Here is a 26,286-nt window from a genome sequence, read left to right on the forward strand (position 1 = left end):
CGACCGCACGTCTGAACGTTTTTATCCCGGAGCGCACCAATCTCCGGTACGATGACTACGACCGGCCCCGTTCCGGCGCTCGCTGATCGCGCGGCCGCCTGTGCCGACCGACTCCGGGCGGCCGAGCGCGTCCTGCTCGCGTCCCACATCGACGCCGACGGGCTGACCAGCGCCGCCATCGCCACCGCGGCGCTATCGCGGGCCGGTATCTCCGTCGAGACCGTGTTCAAGAAGCAACTCGACGCGGCCGAAATCGAGAGCATCGCGGTCCGCGAGTACGACACTGTCCTGTTCACCGACTTCGGCTCGGGCCAGCTCGACGTCATCTCCGAGCACGTCGCCGCGGGCGACTTCGAGGCGGTCGTCGCCGACCACCACCAGCCGTCGGACCCGGCGGACTGCCACCCCGACGCCGTGGTCGACACCGACGGCTACGCCGACTTCGAGACCCACCTCAATCCGCTGCTGGAAGGCATCGACGGCGCGTCGGAGCTTTCCGGTGCTGGCGCGACGTACGTCCTCGCCCGCGCGCTCGCGGCCGACGACACCGACAACCGCGACCTCGCCGCGCTCGCGGTCGTCGGCGCGGTCGGGGACATGCAGGCCGTCGGCGGCGAACTCGTCGGAGCCAACGCCGGCCTCGTCGAGGAGGGGGTCGACGCCGGCGTCCTCGAAGAGGGAACCGACCTCTCGCTGTACGGCAAACAGACCCGTCCGCTGCCGAAACTGCTCGAATACGCCACCGAAGTGCCGATACCGGGCATCTCGAACGACCAGGCCGGCGCGACCCGGTTCCTGGAGGGGCTCGGGGTTGACCTGAAGACCGACGGTGACTGGCGGACGTGGGCAGACCTTTCTGACGACGAACGCCAGACTGTCGCCAGTGGGCTGGTCCAGCGTGCCGTCGAGCGCGGCGTCCCGGCAGACAAGATCGAGACGCTCATCGGCACGACCTACACGCTGACCACGGAGCCGCGCGGGACGGAACTCCGGGACGCAAGCGAGTTCTCGACGCTCCTGAACGCCACGGCCCGCTACGAGCGGGCAGACGTGGGACTGGCGGTCTGTCTCGGCGAGCGCGATGCGCCACTTGAACGGGCGCGGACGCTGCTGTCGAACCACCGCCGGAACCTCTCGGAGGGACTCACGCTCGTCAAGGAGCGTGGCGTCACGCAGGCCGGCTCGGTCCAGTGGTTCGACGCCGGCGACGCTATCCGCGAGACTATCGTCGGCATCGTCGCCGGGATGGCGCTGGGGACCGACGGCGTCGACTCGGACAAGCCGATTATCGCGTTTGCCAGTACTGACGAAGACGAGACGAAAGTGTCATCTCGGGCGACCGGCCCGCTGGTGGGCCGGGGCGTCGACCTGTCGGTCGTGATGCGCGACGCCGCTCAGTCCGTCGGTGGTGACGGGGGCGGGCACGACATCGCGGCGGGCGCGACCATCCCGGCCGGGGAGGAGTCGGCGTTTATCGAGGCCGCCGACGAGATTATCACTAACCAAGTGTCGTAATCGAAACGCATCAAACCGCGCGGTAGTGAAACTGACGACGCTGTCACCAGTATCAGCAATAAAAGCTATACGTCCGCTTCTCCGAACACCCCACGATGGACTCTCGGGACCTGTTCGATCTCGTGCTCGTCGTCGTTGCCGGCCTGCTGGCTTACACTGAGACCTTCGGGTTTGCGAACCCGCGGACGACGCTACAGGAGATTATCGCAGCTATTGCCGGACTGGACATCCGCGTCTTTCTCGTCATCGGTGGCATCTTCGGCATCTGTTTCGTCGCGTACCTCACGATGTATCTCCCCCGGAAGGACGCACGCACGATACAACGCTGAACATCGGGCCATCTTTATCCCCAGCCCCGTACCGTTCTGGCAATGACAGAGTTCGATCCCGAGAAGTTCGAAGACAAGTACGCGAACTACTTCCCGGAGCTCCAGAAGGCCTACAAGAACGCCTTCGAGCGGATGAACGACACGTACGACTCTGAGCTGGTCCACGCTATCGACCAGCAGATCCTCAACGAGTCGGAGCCGTTTTATGATGACGGCGAGTTCAGCGTCGAACTACCCGAGGACCCGACGGAGCGGCTCTCAGCGGTCATCGTCGACGACGAGAAACTCGACGCCGTGCTTTCCGAATATCTCGACGAGATCGAGCGCGAACTGCACCGCGTGTTCGATCTCGACGACTGACTGCAGTCGCCGCGGTTCGGCGGTACCTGTCTACCAGTACTTCCAGCGAAAACGCGTGGTGATGTCTTACTCGTCGGACATCACAGTCTCGTTCGGGTCGGGCGCTGGGGTGGCATCCGGTTCGGACGGCAGTACACCGCCGCTGCCTGTTCCAGCACCGGGGAGCGAGCCGCCAGGTCCGGAATTACCCGATTCTGGGGGCCGCGGTGCGTCTGCGGGTGATTTTTCGCCTGTGACGAGGAAGTCAAGCAGATTTCCGACCAGTTGCTCGTTGTCGGCCCGGTAGAGGAACTCCTGCGTGAACACGCTCGTATCACCAACGGTGGCGACGTTCCCCGAGCGGGCAACGACGCCGTACGTGTCCTGTCGCCGGGTCTTCGAGAGCGTTGTCTGTTCCGTCGTCGTGAGTGCGGTGTCACCGCCCTGAACGGGGATCGCGGCGTAGAAGACCGCTCGGTCGACGCCTTCGGTGAGTTCCGTCTCGCCCGTCGGCGTCGCGTAGACGTTCTGGTAGTTCGTGTCGTACTCGTGCATATTGTACAGGTAGCCGTTCCCGTACGAGAGGCCGTACTGGCTCGCCAGTGGGGCCATCGGCTTGGTTACGCTATCCGACCGAATCGGGCCGAACAGTCCCAAGCCGGCGGGACTCGCCTGTGACGGCTCGTTCAGCAAGAGCACGCGACCGCCCGCATCGCTGAACGCGGAGAGGCCGTTCAGTTCGCTCTTGGTGTAGCGCTGTTCTGCGCCGAGAACAACGAGGGCGTCAGCCGAGCGGAGGGACTCGTTGAGTGGGCTCCCGCTCTGTCGCTCACCGACGTGGTAGCGGACCGTCGCTCCGTTCTCGGTCAGGGTCGAGACGAGCGGCGTGAGCGCTTCGCGGTCGATATCACCGGCGTGAGCGACATCGATAACGACGACCTTCCCGGACGCGTCGGCCGACATCGAGAGTTCACCGCTCTCGTCTGCCGGCGTTGCGACGGACTCGCCGCTGTTGAACGACGGGGCGTTCACCTGGGACACATCGGGGGCTGATTGTGCGCCGCCACCAATCGCGACGGTGCCGACAATCACCGACAGGACGAGTATCCCAGCAAAAAACCCTGCTCGGACGACTGGACTCGAACGTGAGCTATCGGCTGACATTTCAGGCACCTCCCTGTGCGGTACTGTTGTAGACGACCTGTTGATTCTCCGGCGTGCCGTATATCATGAGGAAGTGGACTGTGTCGACGCCCCGGAACGTGTACGGTGCGCCCTCGGCGACGACGGTCGCGTTCCCACCGGCTTCACTCCCGCCGGCGAGGAGGAACAGCCCCTGTGGGTCCGCGGGGTTGTGGTACACGACCTGATACTCCGAGAGGCCAGCAGCGTCGGCTGCGCCGGCTATCGCGGCTTCGAGTCCGCCGACTTCATCTGCGTAGCCGGTCTGGACCGCGCGACCGCCCTGATACGCCGAGGCTTCGGCGACAGTCTCTCGGGAGACGTTGAGCCTGTCACCGCGTTCGGTCATGACCGCACCGACAAAGGCTCGTTTCATCGACTCGAGGCTGGCGTAGTACTGGTCCCGTGTCATCCCTCGATGGGCCTTGTCGGGGCCAGTAGTGGCGGCGGGGCTCAGTCCGTCACTCGGTGCGGTTCCGATGACGCCGACGTGGCCGACGAGGCTGGCCGGCGTCACGTAGATGCGGTCGCTCGGGACCGCGGTGTAGTACGCGCCGGAGGCGGCGTACTGGTCGACGCTCGTGTACACCGGCTTCTCCGCTGCGAGCCGCTTGACGGCCAGATACATGGACTCACTGGAGGCGGCGCTTCCCCCGGGACTCGATATCCGCAGGACGACCGCTTCAACTGACTCGTTGCTGCGGAGTTCACGGAGCTGCTGTACCGTGTCCTGTGAGCTAGAACTGGAAATCGTTTCGTCGATATTCACTACAGCGACGTACTGTTCGTCACCCTCGGCGACCGACGCCGCATACGGTACGACGGCGGCACCAATGAGAATGGCAATAACCGCAAGTACCGTATATGATTGGAGGGCAGTCGCGACCCGTCTATCGATTGGGTTGTTCATACGACAACATCGATTCGCTGTCACGTCGGACTAATAAAAGCATAGCCTGAACTGCTGGCCCAGAAGTCGCCATCCCGGAACGACATGGGAAGTTTCCTTACTATCGACCTGTAACCGGCGACTATGGACCAACGAAAGCCGCCAGCCACGGAAGAGGGCTGGTACGCGCTGCACGACTGCCGGAGCATCGACTGGGACGCCTGGCGCGAGGCCCCCCAGCGAGTCCGCGACCGTGCGCTCTCTGAGGGTATCGGCTTCCTCGACGCCTACGAAGCCGTTGAAGACGCCGACGAGGGCCAGACGGCGGTGTACACCGTCATGGGCCACAAGGCCGACATCATGATCCTCCACCTGCGGCCGACGATGGGCGACCTCGACGCGGCCGAACGGCACTTCGAGCAGACGGAGTTCGCCGCCTTCACCGAGCAGGAATTCTCCTACGTCTCCGTGACGGAGGCGTCGGGCTACACCGAGAAGTCCCGCGAGTACTTCGAGGGCGAGGTGGACGACGACTCCGGGCTGGCCCAGTACATTCAGGCCCGGCTCCATCCCGACGTGCCGGACGAGGAGTTCGTCTGTTTCTACCCGATGAGCAAGCGCCGCCAGCCCGACCAGAACTGGTACGACACGTCCTTCGAGGAGCGGGCGGCCCACATCAAACGGCACGGCGATATCGGCCGCGGCTACGGCAGCGAGGTGAGCCAGATGATAGCCGGCTCCATCGGCTTTGACGACTGGGAGTGGGGCATCACGCTCTGGAGCGACGACATGCGCCACATCAAAGAACTGCTGACCGAGATGCGCTTCGACCCCTCGACCTCGCAGTTCGCAGAGTTTGGTCCCTTCTACGTCGGCCGGAAGTTCGACCCGTCCGAGTTGCCGGCCGTTCTGGCTGGCCAGCGGGTGCCGACCGACGACGAGTCGGTTCCGGAGACGCCGGCGGATGTTGCGGAACACGAGCATGTGCCCACCGACACCGGCGCGAGTCACGGCCACGGCGAAGAGCCAGCGGCAAGCGGTGCACAGACGGGGGTACACGCCGGTGGAGACACCGACAGCCACGGCGGGACCCATCCCGGAAGCGCCGGCGAAGGTGACCACCCCCACGCCGAGGAGTCGTCCGACGAGGACGCGGATTCCGGCAGTAGCTCGGGCGGCCGGCCTGACGTTTCGGCCGACTTCGAAGAGATAGACGACGCCGCACAGCGACTCGGCCGGCTGGGGCTGCACGAGGGCGACGCGTATGACGCCGGCGACTACGCGCTGGTGTTCCATTCCTCGGCCGATGCGGAGGACATCGTCGACGACGTATCCGACCTCGAGAGTAACTTCGACCACTACGACCGCCACGTCCGGACGGCTGTGCGCGCCGACAGCGGGCAGACCTACGTTGTCAGTATCTGGACGGCGAAAGACGCCGCCGAGACGGCAGCCGGGTTCCTGAAAGACATCGACGGCGTTGACGAACAGCTCGGCGGCTCCCTCGGCGAAGGGGCCGCAAGCGAAGAGACCGAGGACGGCAGTGACGCCCAGACCGCAGAGTCATCGCAGTCTATCCGCGAAACGCTCGAATCGGCGGGCGTCTACGCCGGACAACCGCACGGTGAGGACGTGTACGCTCTCGTGGTGTACTCCGAAGCCGACGCCGAAACGCTCGACGCGGAAGTCGCGGACCTCCGGAGCGCGTTCGACCGCTACGACACCCACGTCCAGACGACAGTGTATGGCGATTCCGACGGCAACCTCTCGGCCGTCGCATCGCTATGGGACACTGAGGACGCCGCACAGACCGCCAGCGACTACCTCACCGACCTGCCCGGCGTCGTCGGCCGCCACGGCGAGGGCGACGGGTTCGGGACGATGGGGATGTTCTACACGGTCAAGCCCGAGTTCCACGACGACTTCGTCGAGAAGTTCGACACGGTCGGCGGCCTGCTCGAAGAGATGGACGGCCACCGCGAGACCTCGCTGCTGTTCAACCACGACGACGAGAACGACATGTTCATCGCCAGCCAGTGGGACTCACAGGAGGACGCGATGGCCTTCTTCCGCTCCGACGACTTCTCGGAGACGGTCGACTGGGGCCGTGACGTGCTGGCCGACAGACCGCGGCACGTGTTCCTGGCCTGACGACCGGCCGTCAGTCCACTTCTCCGCTACTCGGCGACAAGCCGCCAGAACTGTAGTTCGCCACCGTCGTTTTCGACCCGGGTCGCTCGTCGTAGTCGTTGCCTGGCATAGCCTGCGCTATCCTGGACTGAAAGGCAAGAGAATAGCAGCGGTGTTTCTACCCGTCTTAGTCGTCGTCTTCGGTCGTCGTCCGGTCGATGTCCTTCTCGCCGAAGTAGATCTCCGCGCCGTCCTGTGCCACCTTCTCGGCGAGGACGGCGCATTTCACCCGCATCGGCGAGATGTCGACGCCGAGCATCTCCGTGATGTCGTCGCGGTCCATCGCCTCCAGGTCCTCGACCGCCATCCCAGCCAGTTCCTGTGAGAGCATCGACGCGGAGGCCTGTGAGATGGCACAGCCGTCGCCCTGGAAGGCGACCCGCTCGATGGTCTCCTCGTCTTCGTCGAGGACGACGTCCATCCGTATCTCGTCGCCGCACATCGGGTTCTCGCCGACGTGGGTGAACGTGGGGTCCTCGATTTCCCCGTAGTTCCGGGGGTTCTTGTAGTGATCGAGGATCTGCTGCCGGTACATATCCGAGCCACCGATACCCATAATTGAGCTATGATACGGCTGTCAGTCGGAAAAGGGTTCCGAGCCACCTTTTTCTGCGTCGGGTTCGAGTCGCGCTCTCCGAGCGCGTTCGAACCACGTCTGGAAAAACGTGGTCTTGCTGAGCAGCGCGAAGCAAGGCTCGAAAGACGAGCAAAGCGAGTCCTTCGGTGGCGAAAGAGGCCGGACGCTCACTTCGTTCGCGTCCGGGGGAAACCGCGCGCCGAGGGCGCGCGATAGAGATTGATTACGCGAACAGCTGACGCGCGTCGTCGATAGCCTCAACCAATTTATCCACTTCCTCGCGCGTGTTGTAGATGTAGAAGGACGCACGCGCAGACGCCGGGACACCCATCTTGTCGTGGAGCGGCTGGGTGCAGTGGTCGCCGGCGCGGATGGCGACGGCGGAGTCGTTGAGAATCGAGGAGAGGTCGTGGGCGTGGACCGAATCGAGGTTGAACGCGACCAGACCACCCCGTGCCGTCCCCGCGGGCGGGCCGTACGTCTCCACGTCGCCCTCTGCTTGGAGCTGTTCCAGCGCGTACTCGGCGAGCTGTTCCTCGTGGCGCTGAATCCGTTCCATGCCGATGTCGTCGAGGTAGTCACAGGCCTCCGCCAGCGCGATGCCCTGGCAGATGACCGGCGTTCCGGCCTCGAACTTCCAGGGGAGGTCGTTCCAGGTGGCGTCCTCGAAGGTGACCTTCTGTATCATCTCGCCGCCGTAGAGGTACGGCTCCATCTCTTCGAGAATGTGCTTTTTTCCGTAAAGAACGCCGATACCGGTCGGACCGGCCATCTTGTGGCCGGAGAAGGCCAGGAAGTCGGCGTCGATGGCCTCCACGTCGACCGGTCGGTTCGGCACCGACTGGGCGCCATCGACGAAGATGTAGGCGTCATGGTCGTGGGCGATGTCCGCCAGTTCTGAGACGGGGTTGACTGTCCCGAGCGTGTTCGAGACGTGGACGACGCTGACCATCGCGGTGTCGTCGGTGATGAGTTCGCGGGCGTGGTCCATGTCCAGCGTGCCGTCCTCCTCGACGCGGATGTACCGACAGGTCGCGCCGGTCTTCTTGGCGATCTGCTGCCAGGTGACCAGCGAGGCGTGGTGTTCCATCTCCGTGAGCACGACCTCGTCCTCGGGGCCGAGTTCGTTCAGGCCCCAGGCGTAGGCGACGAGGTTCTCGCTTTCGGTGGTGTTCTTGGTGAAGACGATTTCCTCGCGCTCGCCCGACGCGCCGATGAACTCGGCGACGCGGTCGTGGGCGTCCTCGTAGGCGACGCTGGCCTCCTGGCTGAGTTGGTGGAGCCCGCGGTGGACGTTGGCGTTCGTCGTCCGGTAGTAGTCAGCGATGGTCTCGACGACGGGTTCGGGCGTCTGCGTGGTGGCTGCGTTGTCGAGATACACCACTTGTTCGCCGCCGAATTCGCGCTGGAGGATGGGGAAGTCCTCGCGGATACGCTCCACGTCCAGTAGTTCAGATTCAGCGTGTCCCATTACTTCTGTTCAGGGGCTCAACAGGCAACATTCCTTCGGTTCACCTAGAACTCTTTCCACCCGGTAGCGGCCGTTCCTCGCCCTATTCGGAGTCAGACTCGGACACGGATGTGGCGGCCATCGCGTGTTGTTCCCGGTAGGTCTCCAGCAGGTAGTTGTCCCAGACGAGGTCCCCGAGGACGTGGGCGTACAGGACGAGGGCGGTAAACAGCGATAGCGGCTCGGAGACGAGCCAGAGGCTCCCGACCGCGAGACCGCCGATGAGGTGGTGGCTGAGGAGCCGCTGGAGCGGCCAGAGGTCCTGCGGGCCGAAAATTTTGTCTTGGTCAAGCAGCACAATCTTTGGATTCCGGAGGCAGCGGCGGAGCGCGGCCCAGTCTCCGCTCTCCAGTCGAGCCACGGCGAAGTGGTCGACGTCGATGGCGACGCCGACGACGACCGCATAACCGACAGCGGCCCACCAGGGGAGCGAAAGGGGCAGGACGACAACGCCAGCGGCCCCGACGGCCGCGGAGACGATGGCGTGGTCTCGAGAATACATACGTACCCCTGTCGACGGGCGTGTGCAAAGACTGTCGGGGTCGGGCGTGCGGTGGCGCTACATCCAGAGCAGCTGCGCGTGGCGCGTCTCACCCAGATCGAGGACGTTCTCCTCGTCGACGAAGCCGTGTTCGACAGCGACGCTGACGGCGTCGTCGCCGACGATGTTGGCGACCGAACACCGGGTGAGGCTGTCGACAATTTCGTCTTCGGTAGCCGTTTCGCCGCCGTAGAACTCCTCGTTGACGGTGAGTGACACGGGGCCGTTCTCGAACGTTTCGCCCATGATGTCGGGGTCACAGACGGAGACGAGCAGCCCCTCGTCGGTGTCGCGTTCGTTGAGTATCATTCAAGCAGTTGCTGTTCGGCCTCCTCGCGCATCTCGTCGACTTCCTCGGCCAGCTCCTCGGCGCGGTCGAACTCGCCGACCTCTTCGAGGGCGCGGGCCTTCTCTTCGAGCACGTCGGCGTTCCGGAAGCCGAGTCGGACCGCGTTGTCGAAGGCGTCGATGGCCTCGTCAGCCAGCCCGCGTTCGAGCAGGAAGAAGCCGCGGTTGTACCAGCCCTCGCCGAAACGGGGGTCGATTTCGACGGCGCGCTCGGCGTGTTCGAGCGCCTGCTCGGAGCGGCCCGATTTCCACAGCGCGTACGCGAGGTTCGTCTCCGCCGTGGCGGCGTGATCGGACTCCTCGTCGAAATTGAGGGCTTCCTTGTACGCGCCGATAGCGGCGTCCCACTCCTCGAGTTCCGCGTGGGCCGCGCCCTTGTTCGTCCAGGCTTCCTGTTTGAGCCGCTCGTCGTCCGTGTACTGGGCGACGCGCTCGAACGTCTCGGCGGCCTGTTCGTGACGGTTGATGTGCATGTACTCCAGCCCGACATCGAGCAGCTGCTCGGGGTCGACGGCGTCGGAGGAGATGTTCCGCTGGTCCAGCAGGTCAGTGACGACACGGGAGTCGACGGGGTCGACCTTGTCCGGGTCGACCTCGAACTCCGGGGGTTCGAGGTCAAACCCCTCGTAGGGGTCGTCGAACCCCTGCCCCTCGGAGAAAGCGTGGTCGTCGTCGTGGTCTGTCATGCCTCCTGATTGACGGCCAATCCGGTTAAGGGCTACGTCCACGGCTCGTGAAGATATAGGTGTCCTGCGGTCGAATTCCCGGATATGCGGGACCCACTGGCAGTAGACGCGTTGCTCGTCTTCTCCGGGGGTGTGTTCGCGGTCGTTGGCTGGGCTGTTATCTCTTCGAACGAGGTTCCGCTGTCACTGCCCGCTGCCGGAGCGGGCGTCGCTGGAACGGTCGTTCTGGCGGCTCTCGTCGGGCAGTACTACGCGCAGCTATCGGGGTTCTGGCGCTGGGTGTCTAGTCCGGCAGAGACGCCCCGAGAACGAGCACGGGTGGGTCTCCTGCTCGTGGCGGCCATCCTCGCTCGGCTCTCCCTCACACTGCTGCCCGACACCGCCGTCCCCGCTCTCTCCGGCATCGCGGTCGCAATGGTCGCTCTGGGGCTCGGACACAGTCTCTGGCGGTGGTAACGGCCCCGGAGCACAGCAGCCACTGACCCGTCGTAGCTTTCTTGCGGACACGACCGGAACCGCTAGCTATGGCCAAGCGCCTGTTCGTCAGCGTCGACCTGGACGGGCTCGAAGACGCGGTTGCGAACGTACAGGCGCGCTTCGACGGGGTATCGGGTCTTCGACTGACCGACCCCGAACAGGCTCATATCACGTTGAAGTTCCTTGGCGATACAGACCCGGACCGTGTCGGTGACATCGTCACCGCGCTCGAAACCGCGGTCGAAGACAGCGGCATCGAGCCGTTCGAAGCCGAGTTCGGCGGTTTCGGCGTCTTTCCGTCGCTGTCCTATATCAGCGTTGTCTGGGTTGGCGTCCGCGAGGGCCAGGGTGGCACGAGACTGACTGCGCTGCACGACGCTATCGAAGAGAGGACCGCCGCGATGGGGTTCGAGCCGGCAGACCACGAGTTCACACCCCACGCGACCGTCGCCAGAATGGACCATGCCGGCGGCAAAGAGACAGTACAGAACGCAGTCGAGAACGACGACCCCGACGTGGGTCGCCTGCTGGTCGAGGAAATCCGACTCAAGGAGAGTGAGCTGGGCCCCGACGGACCGACGTACCGGACCGTCGAATCGGTGCCGCTGTAAACGTGTGTCGTCACAGTCAGACGGCTACGCCGGTCCGACTTCCAGACAGACGGTTCTGGCCGGCGCTTATTGTAATAATATTTATACGAGCTGCGCGACGGCGTTGCGACCGCTGTAGCATGGGCGGTATTCCTTCCAGGGGCGTCAATTAGACCCCCGAGTAGCTATCGACAGCGTCTGGCTGCCCGTTTAGGTTAGCCAAAACAAATCAGGTTAGTGACAATTTTTATCGGTCCGAGTGGCGTAGGACCGATATGGTCGCCGTCGAGAACGTCGTCTTCGTGTTTGTCGCGGGGTTGCTTACGGCACTCGCCACCGGCCTCGGTGCGATCCCGTTCTTTCTGGTGGATGAGTTCTCTGACCGATGGAACGTCCTGCTGTGGGGGTTAGCCTCGGGGATCATGGTCGCCGCCTCGCTGTTCGGCCTCGTCCGGGAAGGGCTGGCCTACGGGTCGCCGGTGCTGCTGGTTCCCGGAATCCTCGCCGGGGTCGCGCTTGTGGCCGTGGCGCACGAACTTCTGGACGACTTCGACAGGTCACCCAAAGAGTTCGAACAGGCGGATTTCACGAAACTCCTGCTGATTCTGGGCATTTTGACTGTCCATAGCTTCCCGGAAGGCGTGGCTGTCGGCGTCTCCTTCGCGGAACTTGGGCTGGAATCGGCGACGCCAGACTCCGCCGTGAGTCTCGTCGGTGTCTCCGTCCCGCTGCTGGCAGTGTTCATGACGGTCGCCATTTCTATCCACAATATCCCCGAGGGGACTGCCATCGCCATCCCCCTCCGCTCGCTGGGCGTCAGCGAGTGGAAGATGGTCTGGTGGGCAGTGTTCTCCTCGCTGCCACAGCCGCTTGGGGCCGTTATCGCGTACTACTTCGTCACGCTGGCGAAGGCGTTTCTCCCGTTCGGCTTTGGCTTCGCCGCCGGAGCGATGGTGTATCTCGTGCTCACGGAGTTCGTCCCAGAGGCGCTGGAGTACGGCGGCGGTTTGCCGGGTGGGGGCAAACGCGAACTCCTCGCTGGCGTCGTTGTCGGAGTGCTGGCGATGGTGCCGCTGGCGTTCGTCTAGAAGGGGAGTTTGTTCCGGATGACCGTGAGATCGACGAAGGCCTTTAGCGGGTCGTCGTAGTCGTCAACCCGGGTTTCCATCCGGTAGTTCGAGTGGTCGACGGCGAAAAAGTACGGTCCGGGCTCGTCAAGTGACTCTCGTGCGCCGCCGTCGTCTGTCGACGCCTGATAGATATCCGACCCCTTTGGCTGAACTGCTGTCTGGCTGAATTTGGGGTTCCCCGGCGGTGTCTCGTCCGGTTCTCGACCCTTGATGTACGCATCGTACTGCTTGAACTGCGCACGGTCAGTGAAGAAGTACACGTTGAACGGCGTCTCAGACTTGACAATATACTGTAGCTCACCGCCGGGGTCAGATACGTCCGGAATCCGCTCTTTTATCCACGCCTCGTGTGGCTCGACTCTGACATCCTGCTTCACGCTGACGACGACTTCGCCGCCACCACCCATGCAACCAGAGCCGACGGCTGTTGCACCGACACCCACTGTCTGGAGGAATCTCCGGCGCTTCATCCATTGATAATCAGGGTTGCGCTCTACTTAGTTCTACGTCCGCAGTTATAGTCGCTGATAACGGGTTCGAAAAGGAAGGAATTTAAACCACGGCACGGAACAAGCACCATACCATGGGTAAGAAATCGAAGGCTACGAAGAAGCGACTGGCCAAACTCGACAACCAGAACAGTCGAGTCCCGGCCTGGGTCATGCTCAAGACGGACCGCGAGGTCCAGCGCAACCACAAACGACGCCACTGGCGGCGCAACGATACTGACGAATAATGAGCGCCAGTGACTTCGAGGAGCGTGTCGTCACCGTCCCGCTCCGAGACGCGCGAGCCGAACCGAACCACAAGCGCGCAGATAAAGCGATGGTCCTCATCCGCGAGCACCTCGCCAAGCACTTCTCTGTCGACGAGGACGCCGTCCGTCTGGACCCCTCCATCAACGAGGCGGCCTGGGCCCGCGGTCGCGCCAACACGCCGAGCAAAATCCGTGTTCGCGCCGCCCGCTTCGAGGAAGAGGGCGAAGCCATCGTCGAAGCAGAGACCGCAGAGTAACGTTGCTCCGCGCGGCTTTCTCCGGATCGTCGTACGTAGGTGTGTTCGCCCGTGCGACCGACGACTGCGTGCTGGTTCGCCCAGACCTAGACGAATCGCTGCTTGACGACCTGAGCGACGAACTCGACGTTCCGGCTGTGGCGACCACCGTTGGCCGCTCCGGGACCGTCGGCGCGCTCGCGACCGGCAACGAGAACGGGCTAGTCGTCTCCGAACGCGTCCGCGAGACCGAAATCGAACGGATTCAGGACGTCGTCGACGTGCCCGTGACGCGGCTGCCCGGCCGGATCAACGCCGCCGGCAACGTCGTCTGCTGTAACGACTACGGCGCGTACGTCCACCCCGACCTCTCCAGAGAGGCCGTGCAGGCGATCAAGGACGGGCTAGACGTACCCATCGAACGCGGTGTCATCGCCGGTGTCACGACTGTCGGGACCGCCGCCGTCGCCACCAACAAGGGCGTCCTCTGCCATCCGAAGGCCACTGACGGCGAACTCGATGCCCTTGAGGACATCCTCGACGTGCCGGCCGACATCGGGACCATCAACTACGGTGGCCCGCTCGTCGGCTCCGGGCTGGTCGCGAACGATCACGGCTACGTCTGTGGTTCGGACACCTCCGGGCCGGAACTGGGCCGTATCGACCAGGCGCTGGGCTACATCGACTGACGCGACTTCTCTTTCACCACTCAGGATGGATGCTGGTGGCTGAGTTTCTCTGCCACCACGCCCGGAACGGGTAGTCCACAGTCAGCACACGCCCAGGACCGGCTGGTCCCGCCCCGCTCCAGCGTCAAATCCTGCCTGAAGCGCAGAGTCGCACCACACTCACACTGGTAGGTTGTCTCGCTCATATCTCAACGTATGTGGTGTCCGGCCAAATCCGCCGGGGTCAGTGACCATGATAGATCGTGTCAAAGAATAATATAGTGCGTTCCCAAACATCACGTATGGTCCAGCGAACACCGACTGCGGAAGACCAGAACCGCCTCGTCTGCCGGAAGTGTGACTACTCGACAGGTGTGCTCCGGCCGTCCTGCCCGGAGTGTGGTGGTGATATGGTGTACGCGCCAGAACCCAGTGAATAGAGGTATTTCGCCCGTTTCTTGATATGTCGGTATCGGACTGCCCGGGTCTGAGAGTGGTGAATACTGGTTGGTTCTGTCGCGGACAGTTGCGTTACTGGAAAAAGGCGGAAGGGGAAGATACTTCCCTGCCCTGCCCGCATCTGCGTGTATGAGCACGTACACTGTTCGCGGTAGTTTCCCGGCCCGAGACGGCCCACAGGAGTTCGAGAAGGAGGTCGAGGCGCCAAACGAGAACGTCGCTGAGGAGCGCGTTTACAGCGACTTCGGCTCCCAGCACAACCTCAAGCGCACGCAGATCACAATCGAGGAGGTGGCAGCATGATGGGCGGTGGCGGCGGTGGCGGCGGTCAGATGCAGCAGGTCGCACAGGAAATCGAACAGATGGAGCAGGAAGTCGACGCCATCGACGAGGAAATCGAACGCCTCCGCGAGAAGCAGACGGACATCGACGAAGCCATCGAGGCCATCGAAACGCTCGACTCCGGCTCCACGGTGCAGGTCCCGCTCGGCGGCGACGCCTACATCCGCGCGACTATCGAGGACATCGACGAGGTTGTCGTCTCTCTCGGTGGCGGCTACTCCGCAGAGCGCGAACAGGACGGCGCTGTCGACACGCTGGAAACCAAGAAGGAAACGCTGGACGACCACATCAGCGACCTGCAGGAAGAGAAGGCCGAAGTCGAGACCGAGATGGAGGAACTCGAACAGCAGGCCCAGCAGATGCAACAGCAGCAGATGCAGCAGATGATGCAACAGCAAGAGCAGGAAGACGAGTAAGGCCGCCATGTTCGACGGACTGAAGGACAAACTCAGCGGGTTCACGAGCGACGTCGAGGAAGATGTCGACGACGACGCGCTCGAAGCGGAGGACGAACCGGACGCCGGCGAGGCAGATGGGGACGTGCCTGCCGATGCAGAGACTGAATCCGAGCCCGCACCGGACGCACAGCCGTCCGAAGACGACACGCGGGTGGCGGAAGCGACAGCCGAGACCGACCAGCAACAGGCTGACGCTGAACCGCCAGCAGCGGACTCTATGGCGACAGAGGAGTCAGCCACAGCGTCGGCTACGGAACTCGAAGACACGGACGCGGTCCCCGACGATGAGTCACAGTCGGACACCGCAGCGGCGACCGAGGAGGACTCGGAGTCCGAAGCCGATTCGGAGTCTGAGGAAGACGACGGTGGCCGCGGCCTCGCCGCGAAGGCGAAGCTCATGGCGACCGGGAAGACGGTCATTGAGGAGGAGGACCTGCAGAGCCACCTCGACGACCTCGAACTGGCGCTGCTGTCGAGCGACGTGGAGATGAGCGTCGCCAACGAAATCCTCGACGGCGTCAAGGAGAATCTCACGGGCCAGACCCGCCGACGGCTCTCTAGCACGGGGAACCTCGTCCGGGACGCACTCCGAGAGTCGCTGTACGATGTCATCAACGTCGGCCAGTTCGACTTCGACGAGCGCGTCCAGCAGGCGGACAAGCCCGTCACCATCGTGTTCACCGGCGTCAACGGCGTCGGGAAGACGACCTCAATTGCGAAACTCGCCCAGTACTTCGAGGACCGTGGACTCTCGACGGTGCTCGCCAACGGCGACACCTACCGCGCTGGCGCGAACGAGCAACTGGAGAAACACGCCGAGAACCTCGACAAGAAGATCATTACCCACGAGCAGGGGTCGGATCCGACGGCGGTTGTCTACGATGCCGTCGAGTACGCAAAGGCCAACGACATCGACGTGGTGCTTGGTGATACGGCTGGCCGACTCCACACCTCCGATGACCTGATGGCCCAACTGGCGAAGATCGACCGTAACATCGACCCCGACATGACGCTGTTCGTGGACGAGGCGGTCGCGGGTCAGGACGCCGTCAATCGGGCGCGCGAATTCAACAACGCGGCTGAGATAGACGGGGCGATCCTGACGAAAGCTGACGCCGACCCGCAGGGCGGTGCGGCTATCTCCGTCGCCCACGTCACCGGCAAGCCAATTCTCTTCTTGGGGACCGGCCAAGACTACGACGACCTCGAACCGTTCGACCCCGAGGAAATCGTCGACAGTCTCATCGGCGAGTAGGCCTCTTACTTTGCGGTTATTGTTGCCGCAGCCTCCGGGCTGTGCGTAGCTATTGTGCACCCTGTGCGTGGAAAACACGGAGCGGTCACACGCTTCTGCCGAGGGCCCACTGCACTCGATGCGGCAAATATTACTACATGAGCGGAGGTGTGGTCGTTTTCGCCGACAGGAGCGCGCTGAAGTCACTCGCTGTGCATCTCTGACGTACACACTATCGTAGCGTGACACCAATGCAGACAACCGAACGACGCGACGTTTCCAGCGATGTTGTCAACGGGGGAGATAGCGATGTCTGACGGCCGCTACTGTCGGCAAGCCGCGCCGGCTGATGTCGCACCTGAACTCGTCGGGCCGTCTCCGGATGATCGTCCTCTCCCTGTTGACGAGCAGCGGTCGTAACTGGCGGGGGCGAGTTGCTGCCCGCTGTCTCAGTTGGCAGTGACGAGAACTGCGGCGATGGGAGTTCCCGCAGGCTGGAGACTGCTGCTGGACACACGCGTTATTACGTTGCTAAACGGGGCTGAGTGGATGAGTTCTGACCGGTGAACGGCTGTCCGTCACAGTGCGGAGCAGGCCGGCATTCCCAGAGGCGCAGATGTCTATGTGTTTGATAACTGCTTGGGAACAGTATGCATACATATAAGCCGGACACCGAACAACACCGCGACACCTCAATGTCTGGGCAATCAAAGCCAGAACTCCCGGTGAACCGGACGAAATACTGGCTTTGAACGAATCAGGGTCTGGCACAGACTGTTTATCGTTGTTCTGTGGACCGGCCCACCTTCGGATGTGTCTAATTCGTTCCGTCGGCTCCCTGTCAGACGCTTAGCAGGCCATTCATAAACTGCCCTGGTGGTCTTCGGGCAAACGCTATGGGACGACTCACAACTCGACGAAACGTTATCAAAATCGCAGGCGGCGCACTCGTAGCGCTCGCTGGCTGTAGTGACACTGGCGGTAGCGGCGAGAACGGCACGATGGAAACTGACGGCGGAGGTGGTGAAGCCCCGAACACACCCACGGCAGCAGCGACTGATGCGATGACGGAAGACGACACAGAACCGGCGATGGTGACTGCGTCCGACACCGAGGGCGAAACTGGAACCGATACCCAGACGGAATTCGACGAAAACGAGACCGGGATGCCGGACGGCGAAACCGACATACCCGGCAACGATACCGCGGGGCCGGGCAACGCAACAGACCTGCCAAGCAACGAGACCGAACTGCCGGATAACGAAACCGGTCTGCCCGGTAATGAGACCGACACGGCCGGAAACGAGTCGGGCAACGAAACGACTGCCAACGAAACCGGCACATAAGCCGCTGACGCCGTGCCGGACCGCGTTCTGTCCGGCCGGGTACGTCTGGTGTTACTCTCGGGCGGCTTCAACGGCGTCGACGAATGCCGCGGCCTGCTCGCGGACGCCGTCCATGTCGTCGTTTTCGATGGCCTCGTAGTTGACCAGCGCCGAGCCTGCGCCGACGGCGACTGCGCCAGCGTCGAAGTACTCGTCGACGTTGTCAGTCGAGACACCACCGGTCGGCATAATCGGGACATCGCCCAGCGGCCCCTGCAGCGCGCCGATGTGACCCGGGCCGACAGTCGAAGCGGGAAACATCTTCAGGATGTCCGCGCCAGCTTCCATCGCGTCGGCGGCCTCCGTCGGCGTCATGACGCCCGGAATCGCGAGGACGCCCTCGCGGTTGCAGACGTCGATGACGTCCTCGTTGAGATTCGGCGCGAGGACGAACTCCGCGCCCGCCTCGATGACGTTTCTGGCGGCGGCGGCGTCCATGACAGTGCCGGCCCCGATGATGGCGTCGGTATCGTCGAGGGCCTTGTCGACGGCGGCGATCATGTCCGAACAGCGCTTTGCGTCGGCCGTCAGCTCCAGCGCCGTGACGCCGCCCTCGTGGACCGCCGTCGCCACGTCGACCATTTTCTCCTCGGGAATCCCGCGCAGGACTGCCGTGACGCCGCTGTCGACCAGTTCCTGTTGTACCGCCTGTTTGCTCGTCATAGGCGCAACTGTGGTGGGGTGGCTGAAAAGCGTGTCTGAACCGCCGGCTCACTCGCTAGGCGTCCGGGTTGTACGGGCGCGCGATATCGGTCGGCGGCGCGCCGACGCCCAGCACAGTAACCGACTCGTCGGCATCAGCAGGGTTGTGGGCACGGTGTGGGCTTTCCGGTTCGGCGACGAACGCTTCGTCGGACGAGACAACGTACTCCCCGTCGGGCGTTTCGACGTGAAGTGTCCCCTCAAGGACGTAGAACAGTTCCTCGCGCGTCTCGTGGTAGTGGTAGGTCCGCGAGAGGTCTTCGCCGGGGGCCATCTCGTAGGTGGCCGCATGGAGCGCGTGGAGTTCGGCGGCGTCGGAGATGCCGCGCCGGTCACAGGGGTAGTCCTCGGTTTCTGACAGGTCCCGTGGGTCGATCTGATGATAGCCCATATCGTCGGTGGGGGCGTCGGCGGGCAAAAGCGTGCCCACGGCGCAGTGTCAGGTGAACAGCCAGACGAGAAGCGAAAGCGTTCCGATGGAGACGACCGTCGACGTGAAGACGTTTAGCGAGGCAAACGCCGCGTCGCCGCCGAGTTCCGTCGTGTAGACGTACGTCGACACCGCCGTTGGGGTGCCGAGCATCACAACCGCCGCGCTCAGCGCCGTCGTGTCCATCGACAGCGAGGAGTACACCAGCCACGCCAGCGCCGGCATCCACAGCACCTTCAGCCCGACGACGCTGACGGTCTTTTGCAGGTCCGCCATCGGGAGGTCCGTGTCAAGCGTCGCACCGATACACAGCAGGGCCACGGGGAGCGCCAGTTCAGCCGGCACGCCGAGTGCACCGATGAGTGACTCCGGAACGGATAGCGACAGGACCGAGGCTGTGATACCGGCCACCAGTGCGATGAGGACCGGGTTCGTCACGAGTTTCTTGCATTCGCCCAGCAGCGAGGCGTCGCTGCCGTTGATGCGGACCAGCAGGAACACCGTCACCGGGACGTGAGTCACCGCGCCGATGCCGAGGATGACGCTGGCGACGGCTGTCGCTTCGCTGCCCATCGTCGCCGCTACGAGCGGCAGGCCGAGAAACCCCATGTTGCTGTGATACGACTGTACGACCGACACGCTCCGGCGACCCGCCGACTCTAGCCGTCGATGGACGAGCCAGCCCAGCGCTATCGTCAGTCCGATGACGGCCCAGAACCCCCCGAGGAGCGCCGGCGAGATAATCTCCTGTAACGGGCGGTTGTAGGTAGACCGGAATATGAGCGCCGGCAGCGCGACGGTAAAGACGAGTGTGGTGAGGATATCCGTCCGCCGCTCGGTCAGCAGCCCGAAGTGACCGGCAGCGACGCCGGTCGAAAGGAACGCGACCATGAACCCGAGCTGCCCGAGAACGGCCATGTTGGTGCCCAATCGGTTCGAACGCTTGACCCTTTCGTCACAGGCGAAAGCGAATTTTAATCATGTAGTTCCCGCGCGGAGGGAGTCGGTTCCGCTCCCAGCCAGGGCGTGGCGGCCCGACAACAAGCCTTTACCCGCACCGTCGCGTATCTCGCGCCAACAATGGTACTCGACAATCTGGGGAGTTCACTCCGGGGGACACTTGACGACCTCCGGGGGAAGTCCCGGCTCTCTGAAGAAGACATCGAGGACATCGTCAAGGAGATTCAGCGGTCGCTGTTGCAGGCCGATGTGGATGTCGGGCTCGTGCAGGACCTCTCCGACAGCATCGAAACACGCGCGCTGGATGAGGAACCGCCGGCGGGGACGACCCCGCGGGACTGGGTCCTGCGAATCGTCTACGAGGAACTGGTCGACCTCGTCGGCGAGTCGACCGAACTCCCGCTAGAAGAGCAGACCATCATGCTCGCCGGCCTGTACGGGTCGGGGAAGACGACGACGGCCGCGAAGATGGCGTGGTGGTTCTCGACGAAAGGACTCCGGCCGGCTATCATCCAGACTGACACGGACCGGCCCGGTGCGTACGACCAGTCCAAGGAGATGGCCGAACGAGCTGAGGTCGACTTCTACGGCGACCCCGACGAGGACGACCCGGTGAAGATCGCCCGCGACGGGCTGGAAGCGACGGCGAACGCGGACGTTCGTATCGTCGACACGGCAGGTCGTGACGGCCTGAACGAGGAACTCATCGAACAGATCGAGCGCATTGAGCAGGAGGTCCAGCCCGACCGGGACCTGCTCGTGCTGGACGCGGCGATGGGCCAGAGCGCCAAGAGCCAGGCCGCCGACTTCGAGGAAGCCATCGGCATCGACGGCGTCGTCATCACCAAACTCGACGGGACGGCGAAAGGTGGCGGCGCGCTCGCCGCCGTCAACGAGACGGACTCGACCATCGCCTTCCTCGGTTCCGGGGAGACGGTCAAGGACATCGAGCGCTTCGAACCGTCGGGGTTCATCTCTCGACTGCTCGGCATGGGCGACCTCAAACAGCTCACCGAGCGCGTCGAGCGCGCGATGGAGGAGACCCAAGAGGGCGACGACGAGGACTGGGACCCCGAGGACATGCTAGAGGGGCAGTTCACCCTCAAGGACATGCGCAAGCAGATGCAGACGATGAACAACATGGGGCCGCTCGACCAGGTGATGGACATGATTCCCGGCCTGGGCGGCGGGCTGATGGATCAGCTCCCCGACGACGCGATGGACGTGACACAGGAGCGGATGCGTGACTTCGACGTTATCATGGACTCGATGACTGAGGAGGAACTGGAGAACCCCCGCGTCGTTGGTCAGTCCCGGACCGAACGCATCTGTCGCGGCTCGGGCAAGCCCGAGGAGCGCGTGCGTGAACTCCTCCAGCAGCACAAGCAGATGGAGCAGATGCTCAAGCAGTTCCAGGGCATGGGCGACGGCGACATGGAGCGGATGATGAAACAGATGCAGCAGGGCGGTGGCGGTGGTGGCGGCATGGGCGGTATGGGCGGCGGTATGGGGCCGTTCGGCGACTGACGCCGCTGTGTCGAGTCGCGGGCTGTGATGCCCTACGCTATTTTGATGATTTATATTCGAAATCCGGGCCAGAACTAAGGGTTGGCCCGTCCTACGGATAAAGCGAGCATGTACGAAATTGTCGCTGGGATAGACAAAAGTGAGGCTCGTGGGACCGCCATCGCGGAAGCGATAACCGAGATTCCGATGGACGCCAGCCAGGTCCGCGTCACGTTGCTACACGACTTCGAGGAGAACCCCGAAGGTGCGTCCGTCGATCAGGTGGCCTCTATCCGTCGGGCACGGGAAGTCCTCGAAGAGGCTGGCGTCGAGGTGGCTCTGGAGGAGTCGAGCGGCGAACCGGCTGACGCCATCCTCCGGCTAGCTGACGAGCAGGACGCTGACATGATTGTCGTCGCCGGGCGCAAGCGGACGCCGACGGGTAAAGTGCTGTTCGGCAGCGTCACACAGAGCGTGATTCTGGGCACGGACCGCTCCGTGCTGGTCTGTAGCGGCGAAGAAGAGTAACGCCGCGGTCAGACGCCGTACACTTCTTCGACCCGCTTAGCGAGCGGCGACGGGTCCGTCCGGCCGGTGATCCGCTCGACGGGGTCGCCGTCCTCGAACAGCACGACGGCGGGCGCCGCGTTGACACCGACTGACCGACAGAACTCCGGCGACCGCTCGCCGGCGACGCCGCCGACCGGAACGCCGTCCGGGAACGCGGCCAGGACGTCGTCTAACTGTTCTTTCATCGCTTCGCAGGGGTCACAGAACAGCTTCCATACGGTCACGACACACCGCTCGTGGGCGTCGACGAAGGCCTCGTAGCTGTCGTCGTCTAGATGTTCGACCCCGTCGGGGACCGGCGTCTCCGGTCCCAGTTCGGTCGCCATCTGTGCCATCGTCGTCAGTTCCACGGTGGTGTAGGAGCCGTCGACGTTCGACCGCAGGGTCAGGAACGTGGCGAACTCCTCACGCGAGACGTCGAGTTCGTCGACGCGCTCGGCCGCTTCGGCAGCCGAATCGAGGCCGAACACGTCGGCGACGGACTCGTGGAACTCCGCGTCGCCCATCGTGACGTAGGTGTCGTAGTACACCTCGCGGTCGGCCTCGAATGCCTCTGTCGTGCTGACTTCGTCCGTCTCCTCGTCGATGACGGCAACGCCTTCCGACTGCAGCGCGTCAAGCAGCGCTTCGGGAGAGCTTGTGTCCGACATTCAGACACCCAGATATTTGTCGCGCGTTTCTTGATCTTGCTGTAGTTCCTCGGCGGGTCCCTCGAAGACCACTTCTCCGCGATCCAGCACGTAACACCGGTCGGCAATCTTCATCGCCGCTACGGCGTTTTGCTCGACCAGCAGTATCGTCGTCCCGTCCTCGCTGATACGTTCGATGGCGTTCTCGACGGACTCGATGATCTGGGGGGCCAGCCCCTCGTACGGCTCGTCGAGCATCAACAGGTCGGTGCTCTGATGGAGCGCGCGGGCGATAGCGAGCATCTGCTGCTCACCGCCCGAGAGCGTGCCGGCCTTCTGGGAGCGTCGCTCGTCGAGTCGCGGGAAGTACTCGTAGATCTCCGCCGTCGACATCCCTTCGTCGCGGAAGTCGAGCTTCCGCCGCCAGGTGTTCGACTTGTTGCGGACGGTGTCCGCGAGGTGGAGGTTCTCGGCGACGGTCAGATCAGTGAACACGCGCCGTTCTTCCGGGACCAGCGAGATGCCGCGGACGGCGATGTCCTCTGGCGGCTGGTTCGTGATGTCCGTTCCGTCGAACTCGATACGGCCGCTCCGGACATCCGGCGGCGTCGCCCCGGAGATACACCGGAGTGTCGAGGTCTTCCCCGCGCCGTTTCGGCCCAGCAGGGCCGTGATTTCGCCGTCATCGACGTTCATCGACACGTCCTGGATGATGTGGCTCTCGCCGTAGTAGCCGTTGATGTTGTCCACGTCGAGCAGCGTCATTCTTCGACACCTCCAAGATACGCTTCCTGTACCGCAGGATCGTTCTGTACTTCCGTCGGCGTCCCTTCCGCGATGACTGCTCCGCGGTTGAGGACGACGATTCGGTCCGAGATGTCGAAGACGATCTCCATGTCGTGTTCGACAAGCAGGAAGGTCAGGTCGAGGTCCTCCTTGACTCGCTTGATGAGCTTGACGGTCGATTTCGTTTCGTCGGGGCTCATTCCGGCAGTCGGTTCGTCCATCAACAGCATATCCGGCTCGGCGGCCAGCGCGATGCCGAGTTCGAGCCGGCGCTTGTTCCCGTAGTCGAGGCTATCGGCCTGATTCTCCCGCTCGTCGTACAGGCCGACCGACTCGAGGACCTCGTTCGCCAGTTCGTCGACCGCCGGGTAGCTGTTCTGATTCCGGAAGAAATTGAACCGGAACGAGCCGTGCTCGGCCGCCAGTGCCGCGATGGTCGCGTTCTCCTTGACGGTTAGTTCAGGGAAGATAGAGGCCGTCTGGAAGGACTTGCTCATCCCTCGCTGGACGACCTCGTGTGGGTCCATCCCGATGATGGAATCCCCCTGGAACGCAATCTCGCCGTAGCTCGGTTCGAGCCGCCTGGTGACGAGGTTGATGAACGTCGACTTCCCCGCGCCATTGGGGCCGATGAGGCTCACGCCCTCCCCCTGTTCTATCTCCAGGTCCACCTCATCGACGGCCGTGAGGCCGCCGAACTGTTTGGTGAGCTGTTCCGTTTTGAGGACCGTCATTCGTCCTCACCCCCGACAACCATGTCACGAAGGTAGTCGATACCGCCCCAGATCCCGTTGGGGAAGAGGACGACAGCGACGACGAATACGATACCAAGAATGAGGTGCCAGAACGGGCCGAGCGTCTCGAACCCGCTGACGATGTTCTCGATGTACAGATACAGGCCGGCACCGAACAGCGGCCCGAACAGCGACCCGACGCCGCCGAGCACAGTCATGATGACGACGCGGCCGGATTCGGTCCAGTACAGCGACTCCAGTGGCACGTAGTTCCCCTCAATGGCGAACAGGCTCCCGGCGATGCCGGCGAAGGCAGCCGAGATGATAAACGCCATCAGCTTGTACCGCCAGACGTCGAGGCCGACGAACTCCGCCCGCCGCTCGTTCTCTCGAATCGCGCGGAACACGGTCCCGTACGGCGAGTGGAGGATGCGGTTCGCCATCGCGACCGACAGCACCGTCATGACGGCCACGAACACGTACAGCATGTTGTCGACCAGCATCGACAGCGGGAACGGCACGCCGCCGTGGATGTCGATGACGCCCAGCAGGCTGCCGATGTCCACGGAGGTGAAGCCGTTCTCACCGTTCGTCAGGAAGGCCAGCGGCGAGGCCGCTAGGTAGAACGACATCTGGCCGAACGTCAGCGTCAGGATGGCGAAATAAATCCCACCGCGGCGCAGCGACAGGAAGCCGACGATCCACGCCAGCAACACGGCAAACGCCGTGCCGGCGAGCAACACCAGCAGCGGCGAGCTACTGACGCTCGCGCTGAAGATACCGGCGGCGTAGGCTGCGCCCCCGAAGAAGACGGCGTGACCGAACGACAGCAGGCCGGTGTACCCCAGCAGGATGTCGAACCCAACGGCGAAGATACCGTAGATGAGAATCAGCGTCGCCAGCTGCGTGTAGCCGTTGAGGTAGTTGTTGAAGAGGAACGGGAAGACGGCCACGCCCACGACTGTGAGCAGTACCGTCGATATCTCCCGGTCGCGGAAGCTGGCCCACCGGTCGGCGAGGCCGCCGGTGACCTCCGCCTCAGCGTCGGCCGCTGCCGTGGCGGTCGCGTCACCCGGTTCGTCGCTCATGAGACGTCCACCTCCGAGCCCAGCAGACCCTGCGGACGCACCAGCAAGACGAGTGCCGCGAGCGCGTAGATACCGACCTGACTCCAGGCGGCGTACCCAGTCTGGATGAGGAGCACCTGTAGGGTTCCAAGCATCAGCCCGGCCACGACGGCCCCCTCTATTTTCCCGACGCCGCCGATAACGACAGTCAGAAACGCCGGAACCAACTGTTCAGTCCCGATGTTCGGATTGACATTGGCGAGCGGACCGCCAACGACACCAGCCACGCCGGCGAGTGCAGCACCGATGCCGAACACGACGAGGTACGGCCGGCTCAGTTTAATTCCCAGGAGGCGAACCATCTCACCGTCGAGGGTACCGGCCTGGACGATGAGTCCGAAGTCAGTGTACTCAACGAGGCCGTACACGCCCAGGACGAGGACTGCCGTAATCGCGATGACGCCGAGTCGCCAGCGCGGGAAGTTCCCAACGACGGGCAATGCGATGGGGCCGGATGCCCACGATGGCTGTGGGAACGGCTGGCTGTTCCCGCCAAGCAGCGCCCGGAGCAGTTCCTGGACGATGATTGCGAGCCCGAAGGTCACGAGAATCTGGTCCGTGTCGGGGCGGTCGTAGAACGCCTGTGCGACGAATCGCTCCATCAGGAGGCCGACGACGAACACGACAATCGGCACGATGATGAGCGCGGCGACGAACCCCAGACCGATGCCGTATGACTGGATGCCCCACTCTGCTAACTGGCCGTTGTTCAACGGGACCTGACCAGTTATGAACAGCCCCAGATACGCGCCGACGAGGTACAGTGCCCCGTGGGCGAAATTCACGAACTTCAGTGTCCCAAGGATAATCGACAGTCCAACCGCGAGTAGGACGTAAATCGCACCCTGTTGCAACCCGTTTAGTAAGATAGTGAGGATGTCCGCGAGTAGCGTCACGTCGGACTCCCCCCACTGCACTCCGCTCGTACTATCTGCGTATTCCTAATCATGCTAGTTTTTGTGTATCAAGTAAGGCGACCTCATGAACTATAAATCATGAG

At 63.3% G+C, this 26,286-nt stretch carries 33 protein-coding genes; 17 read left to right on the plus strand and 16 right to left on the minus strand.

Going from position 1 to position 26,286, the window contains the following annotated elements:
* Nucleotides 1-51 precede the first annotated feature (51 nt).
* From DVK01_RS07730 to DVK01_RS07740, 3 genes are all read left to right on the plus strand, one after another.
* On the plus strand, nucleotides 52-1,515 hold the full coding sequence (locus DVK01_RS07730) for a DHH family phosphoesterase (protein ID WP_121536261.1): 1,464 nt from the start codon (nucleotides 52-54) through the stop codon (nucleotides 1,513-1,515).
* A 95-nt stretch (nucleotides 1,516-1,610) separates the two neighbouring features.
* The gene (locus DVK01_RS07735) at nucleotides 1,611-1,844 is read left to right on the plus strand and encodes a hypothetical protein (protein ID WP_121513898.1); all 234 of its coding nucleotides are present in this window, start codon (nucleotides 1,611-1,613) and stop codon (nucleotides 1,842-1,844) included.
* Between the two features lie 42 nt (nucleotides 1,845-1,886).
* Nucleotides 1,887-2,204 (plus strand): DUF5783 family protein, encoded by a 318-nt coding sequence (locus tag DVK01_RS07740; RefSeq protein WP_101349104.1) that lies wholly within the window; start codon nucleotides 1,887-1,889, stop codon nucleotides 2,202-2,204.
* Between the two features lie 66 nt (nucleotides 2,205-2,270).
* Here DVK01_RS07740 and DVK01_RS07745 read toward each other — a convergent pair whose 3' ends face one another.
* Complete coding sequence (locus tag DVK01_RS07745; protein ID WP_101349105.1) at nucleotides 2,271-3,347, minus strand: DUF4350 domain-containing protein; 1,077 nt, start codon at nucleotides 3,345-3,347, stop codon at nucleotides 2,271-2,273.
* A gap of 1 nt (nucleotide 3,348) precedes the next feature.
* On the minus strand, nucleotides 3,349-4,275 hold the full coding sequence (locus DVK01_RS07750) for a S49 family peptidase (RefSeq protein WP_121513896.1): 927 nt from the start codon (nucleotides 4,273-4,275) through the stop codon (nucleotides 3,349-3,351).
* 123 nt (nucleotides 4,276-4,398) lie between these two features.
* Here DVK01_RS07750 and DVK01_RS07755 point away from each other — a divergent pair, with 123 nt between their 5' ends.
* Entirely contained in the window at nucleotides 4,399-6,405 is a 2,007-nt protein-coding gene (locus DVK01_RS07755; protein WP_121536263.1) for a heme-binding protein, read from the plus strand.
* A 166-nt stretch (nucleotides 6,406-6,571) separates the two neighbouring features.
* On the opposite strand, the gene sufU is transcribed toward DVK01_RS07755, so the two are convergent.
* The 5 genes from sufU to DVK01_RS07780 all read right to left on the minus strand — a co-directional run bounded on the left by sufU (nucleotide 6,572) and on the right by DVK01_RS07780 (nucleotide 10,106).
* Nucleotides 6,572-7,000 (minus strand): Fe-S cluster assembly sulfur transfer protein SufU, encoded by a 429-nt coding sequence (gene sufU, locus DVK01_RS07760; protein ID WP_101349108.1) that lies wholly within the window; start codon nucleotides 6,998-7,000, stop codon nucleotides 6,572-6,574.
* 244 nt (nucleotides 7,001-7,244) lie between these two features.
* Complete coding sequence (locus DVK01_RS07765; protein ID WP_121513894.1) at nucleotides 7,245-8,492, minus strand: aminotransferase class V-fold PLP-dependent enzyme; 1,248 nt, start codon at nucleotides 8,490-8,492, stop codon at nucleotides 7,245-7,247.
* An 82-nt stretch (nucleotides 8,493-8,574) separates the two neighbouring features.
* The gene (locus DVK01_RS07770; protein WP_101349110.1) at nucleotides 8,575-9,033 is read right to left on the minus strand and encodes a hypothetical protein; all 459 of its coding nucleotides are present in this window, start codon (nucleotides 9,031-9,033) and stop codon (nucleotides 8,575-8,577) included.
* 57 nt (nucleotides 9,034-9,090) lie between these two features.
* On the minus strand, nucleotides 9,091-9,381 hold the full coding sequence (locus tag DVK01_RS07775; protein WP_101349111.1) for a DUF424 domain-containing protein: 291 nt from the start codon (nucleotides 9,379-9,381) through the stop codon (nucleotides 9,091-9,093).
* Nucleotides 9,378-10,106: a tetratricopeptide repeat protein gene (locus tag DVK01_RS07780; protein ID WP_101349112.1), complete on the minus strand. Its 729-nt coding sequence runs from the start codon at nucleotides 10,104-10,106 to the stop codon at nucleotides 9,378-9,380. The genes DVK01_RS07775 and DVK01_RS07780 overlap by 4 nt, the downstream gene beginning before the upstream one ends.
* 84 nt (nucleotides 10,107-10,190) lie before the next feature.
* On the opposite strand from DVK01_RS07780, the gene DVK01_RS07785 reads away from it, so the two are divergent.
* The 3 genes from DVK01_RS07785 (at nucleotide 10,191) to DVK01_RS07795 (ending at nucleotide 12,261) form a co-directional block, all read left to right on the plus strand.
* Nucleotides 10,191-10,562, plus strand: a complete 372-nt coding sequence (locus DVK01_RS07785; protein ID WP_233562755.1) for a hypothetical protein — start codon at nucleotides 10,191-10,193, stop codon at nucleotides 10,560-10,562.
* A 68-nt stretch (nucleotides 10,563-10,630) separates the two neighbouring features.
* The gene (gene thpR / locus DVK01_RS07790) at nucleotides 10,631-11,194 is read left to right on the plus strand and encodes an RNA 2',3'-cyclic phosphodiesterase (RefSeq protein WP_101349114.1); all 564 of its coding nucleotides are present in this window, start codon (nucleotides 10,631-10,633) and stop codon (nucleotides 11,192-11,194) included.
* Between the two features lie 254 nt (nucleotides 11,195-11,448).
* Nucleotides 11,449-12,261, plus strand: coding sequence for a ZIP family metal transporter (locus DVK01_RS07795; protein ID WP_101349115.1), 813 nt, complete (start codon nucleotides 11,449-11,451; stop codon nucleotides 12,259-12,261).
* On the opposite strand, the gene DVK01_RS07800 is transcribed toward DVK01_RS07795, so the two are convergent.
* Entirely contained in the window at nucleotides 12,258-12,710 is a 453-nt protein-coding gene (locus DVK01_RS07800) for a hypothetical protein (protein WP_101349116.1), read from the minus strand. The two genes, DVK01_RS07795 and DVK01_RS07800, sit on opposite strands and share 4 nt — an antisense overlap.
* Nucleotides 12,711-12,886: 176 nt before the next feature.
* Between DVK01_RS07800 and DVK01_RS07805 the strand changes: the two genes are divergently transcribed.
* The 8 genes from DVK01_RS07805 (at nucleotide 12,887) to DVK01_RS07840 (ending at nucleotide 17,803) form a co-directional block, all read left to right on the plus strand.
* Complete coding sequence (locus tag DVK01_RS07805; protein WP_004518346.1) at nucleotides 12,887-13,039, plus strand: 50S ribosomal protein L39e; 153 nt, start codon at nucleotides 12,887-12,889, stop codon at nucleotides 13,037-13,039.
* Nucleotides 13,039-13,317: a 50S ribosomal protein L31e gene (locus DVK01_RS07810; protein WP_053966510.1), complete on the plus strand. Its 279-nt coding sequence runs from the start codon at nucleotides 13,039-13,041 to the stop codon at nucleotides 13,315-13,317. The genes DVK01_RS07805 and DVK01_RS07810 overlap by 1 nt, the downstream gene beginning before the upstream one ends.
* 2 nt (nucleotides 13,318-13,319) lie before the next feature.
* Nucleotides 13,320-13,985 (plus strand): translation initiation factor IF-6, encoded by a 666-nt coding sequence (locus DVK01_RS07815; RefSeq protein ID WP_121536265.1) that lies wholly within the window; start codon nucleotides 13,320-13,322, stop codon nucleotides 13,983-13,985.
* A 281-nt stretch (nucleotides 13,986-14,266) separates the two neighbouring features.
* Nucleotides 14,267-14,404: a hypothetical protein gene (locus tag DVK01_RS22170; protein WP_196219967.1), complete on the plus strand. Its 138-nt coding sequence runs from the start codon at nucleotides 14,267-14,269 to the stop codon at nucleotides 14,402-14,404.
* Between the two features lie 148 nt (nucleotides 14,405-14,552).
* Nucleotides 14,553-14,726 carry a 50S ribosomal protein L18Ae gene (gene rpl18a / locus DVK01_RS07820; protein WP_004518350.1) on the plus strand — a complete coding sequence of 58 codons (174 nt, stop codon included), beginning with the start codon at nucleotides 14,553-14,555 and terminating at the stop codon, nucleotides 14,724-14,726.
* Nucleotides 14,723-15,181 carry a prefoldin subunit alpha gene (gene pfdA / locus DVK01_RS07825; protein WP_101349118.1) on the plus strand — a complete coding sequence of 153 codons (459 nt, stop codon included), beginning with the start codon at nucleotides 14,723-14,725 and terminating at the stop codon, nucleotides 15,179-15,181. Before rpl18a ends, pfdA begins: the two co-directional genes overlap by 4 nt.
* 7 nt (nucleotides 15,182-15,188) lie before the next feature.
* Nucleotides 15,189-16,478 carry a signal recognition particle-docking protein FtsY gene (gene ftsY / locus DVK01_RS07830; protein WP_121536267.1) on the plus strand — a complete coding sequence of 430 codons (1,290 nt, stop codon included), beginning with the start codon at nucleotides 15,189-15,191 and terminating at the stop codon, nucleotides 16,476-16,478.
* An 875-nt stretch (nucleotides 16,479-17,353) separates the two neighbouring features.
* Nucleotides 17,354-17,803 carry a cell wall anchor protein gene (locus DVK01_RS07840; protein WP_121536269.1) on the plus strand — a complete coding sequence of 150 codons (450 nt, stop codon included), beginning with the start codon at nucleotides 17,354-17,356 and terminating at the stop codon, nucleotides 17,801-17,803.
* Nucleotides 17,804-17,854: 51 nt separating this feature from the next.
* On the opposite strand, the gene DVK01_RS07845 is transcribed toward DVK01_RS07840, so the two are convergent.
* The 3 genes from DVK01_RS07845 to DVK01_RS07855 are packed head-to-tail and all read right to left on the minus strand — an operon-like array spanning nucleotide 17,855 to nucleotide 19,892.
* The gene (locus DVK01_RS07845; RefSeq protein ID WP_121536271.1) at nucleotides 17,855-18,505 is read right to left on the minus strand and encodes a bifunctional 4-hydroxy-2-oxoglutarate aldolase/2-dehydro-3-deoxy-phosphogluconate aldolase; all 651 of its coding nucleotides are present in this window, start codon (nucleotides 18,503-18,505) and stop codon (nucleotides 17,855-17,857) included.
* A gap of 55 nt (nucleotides 18,506-18,560) precedes the next feature.
* Nucleotides 18,561-18,935 (minus strand): cupin domain-containing protein, encoded by a 375-nt coding sequence (locus DVK01_RS07850; RefSeq protein WP_101349122.1) that lies wholly within the window; start codon nucleotides 18,933-18,935, stop codon nucleotides 18,561-18,563.
* Nucleotides 18,936-18,983: 48 nt separating this feature from the next.
* On the minus strand, nucleotides 18,984-19,892 hold the full coding sequence (locus DVK01_RS07855) for an AEC family transporter (RefSeq protein ID WP_121536273.1): 909 nt from the start codon (nucleotides 19,890-19,892) through the stop codon (nucleotides 18,984-18,986).
* Between the two features lie 162 nt (nucleotides 19,893-20,054).
* Between DVK01_RS07855 and DVK01_RS07860 the strand changes: the two genes are divergently transcribed.
* Nucleotides 20,055-21,461, plus strand: coding sequence for a signal recognition particle protein Srp54 (locus DVK01_RS07860; RefSeq protein WP_101349124.1), 1,407 nt, complete (start codon nucleotides 20,055-20,057; stop codon nucleotides 21,459-21,461).
* 108 nt (nucleotides 21,462-21,569) lie between these two features.
* Nucleotides 21,570-21,968: a universal stress protein gene (locus tag DVK01_RS07865; RefSeq protein WP_053966501.1), complete on the plus strand. Its 399-nt coding sequence runs from the start codon at nucleotides 21,570-21,572 to the stop codon at nucleotides 21,966-21,968.
* An 8-nt stretch (nucleotides 21,969-21,976) separates the two neighbouring features.
* Here the strand turns inward: DVK01_RS07865 and DVK01_RS07870 are convergent, their stop codons facing one another.
* The 5 genes from DVK01_RS07870 to DVK01_RS07890 are packed head-to-tail and all read right to left on the minus strand — an operon-like array spanning nucleotide 21,977 to nucleotide 26,182.
* The gene (locus DVK01_RS07870; protein ID WP_121513882.1) at nucleotides 21,977-22,660 is read right to left on the minus strand and encodes a thioredoxin family protein; all 684 of its coding nucleotides are present in this window, start codon (nucleotides 22,658-22,660) and stop codon (nucleotides 21,977-21,979) included.
* A complete protein-coding gene (locus DVK01_RS07875) occupies nucleotides 22,661-23,404 on the minus strand; it encodes an ABC transporter ATP-binding protein (RefSeq protein ID WP_101349126.1) in 744 nt (247 codons plus the stop codon).
* On the minus strand, nucleotides 23,401-24,159 hold the full coding sequence (locus DVK01_RS07880) for an ABC transporter ATP-binding protein (RefSeq protein WP_101349127.1): 759 nt from the start codon (nucleotides 24,157-24,159) through the stop codon (nucleotides 23,401-23,403). Before DVK01_RS07880 ends, DVK01_RS07875 begins: the two co-directional genes overlap by 4 nt.
* Entirely contained in the window at nucleotides 24,156-25,247 is a 1,092-nt protein-coding gene (locus tag DVK01_RS07885) for a branched-chain amino acid ABC transporter permease (protein ID WP_101349128.1), read from the minus strand. The genes DVK01_RS07880 and DVK01_RS07885 overlap by 4 nt, the downstream gene beginning before the upstream one ends.
* Nucleotides 25,244-26,182, minus strand: coding sequence for a branched-chain amino acid ABC transporter permease (locus DVK01_RS07890; RefSeq protein WP_101351392.1), 939 nt, complete (start codon nucleotides 26,180-26,182; stop codon nucleotides 25,244-25,246). The genes DVK01_RS07885 and DVK01_RS07890 overlap by 4 nt, the downstream gene beginning before the upstream one ends.
* Nucleotides 26,183-26,286 lie beyond the last annotated feature (104 nt).

Source organism: Haloarcula sp. Atlit-120R (genome assembly GCF_003665885.1).
Taxonomy (GTDB): domain Archaea; phylum Halobacteriota; class Halobacteria; order Halobacteriales; family Haloarculaceae; genus Haloarcula; species Haloarcula taiwanensis.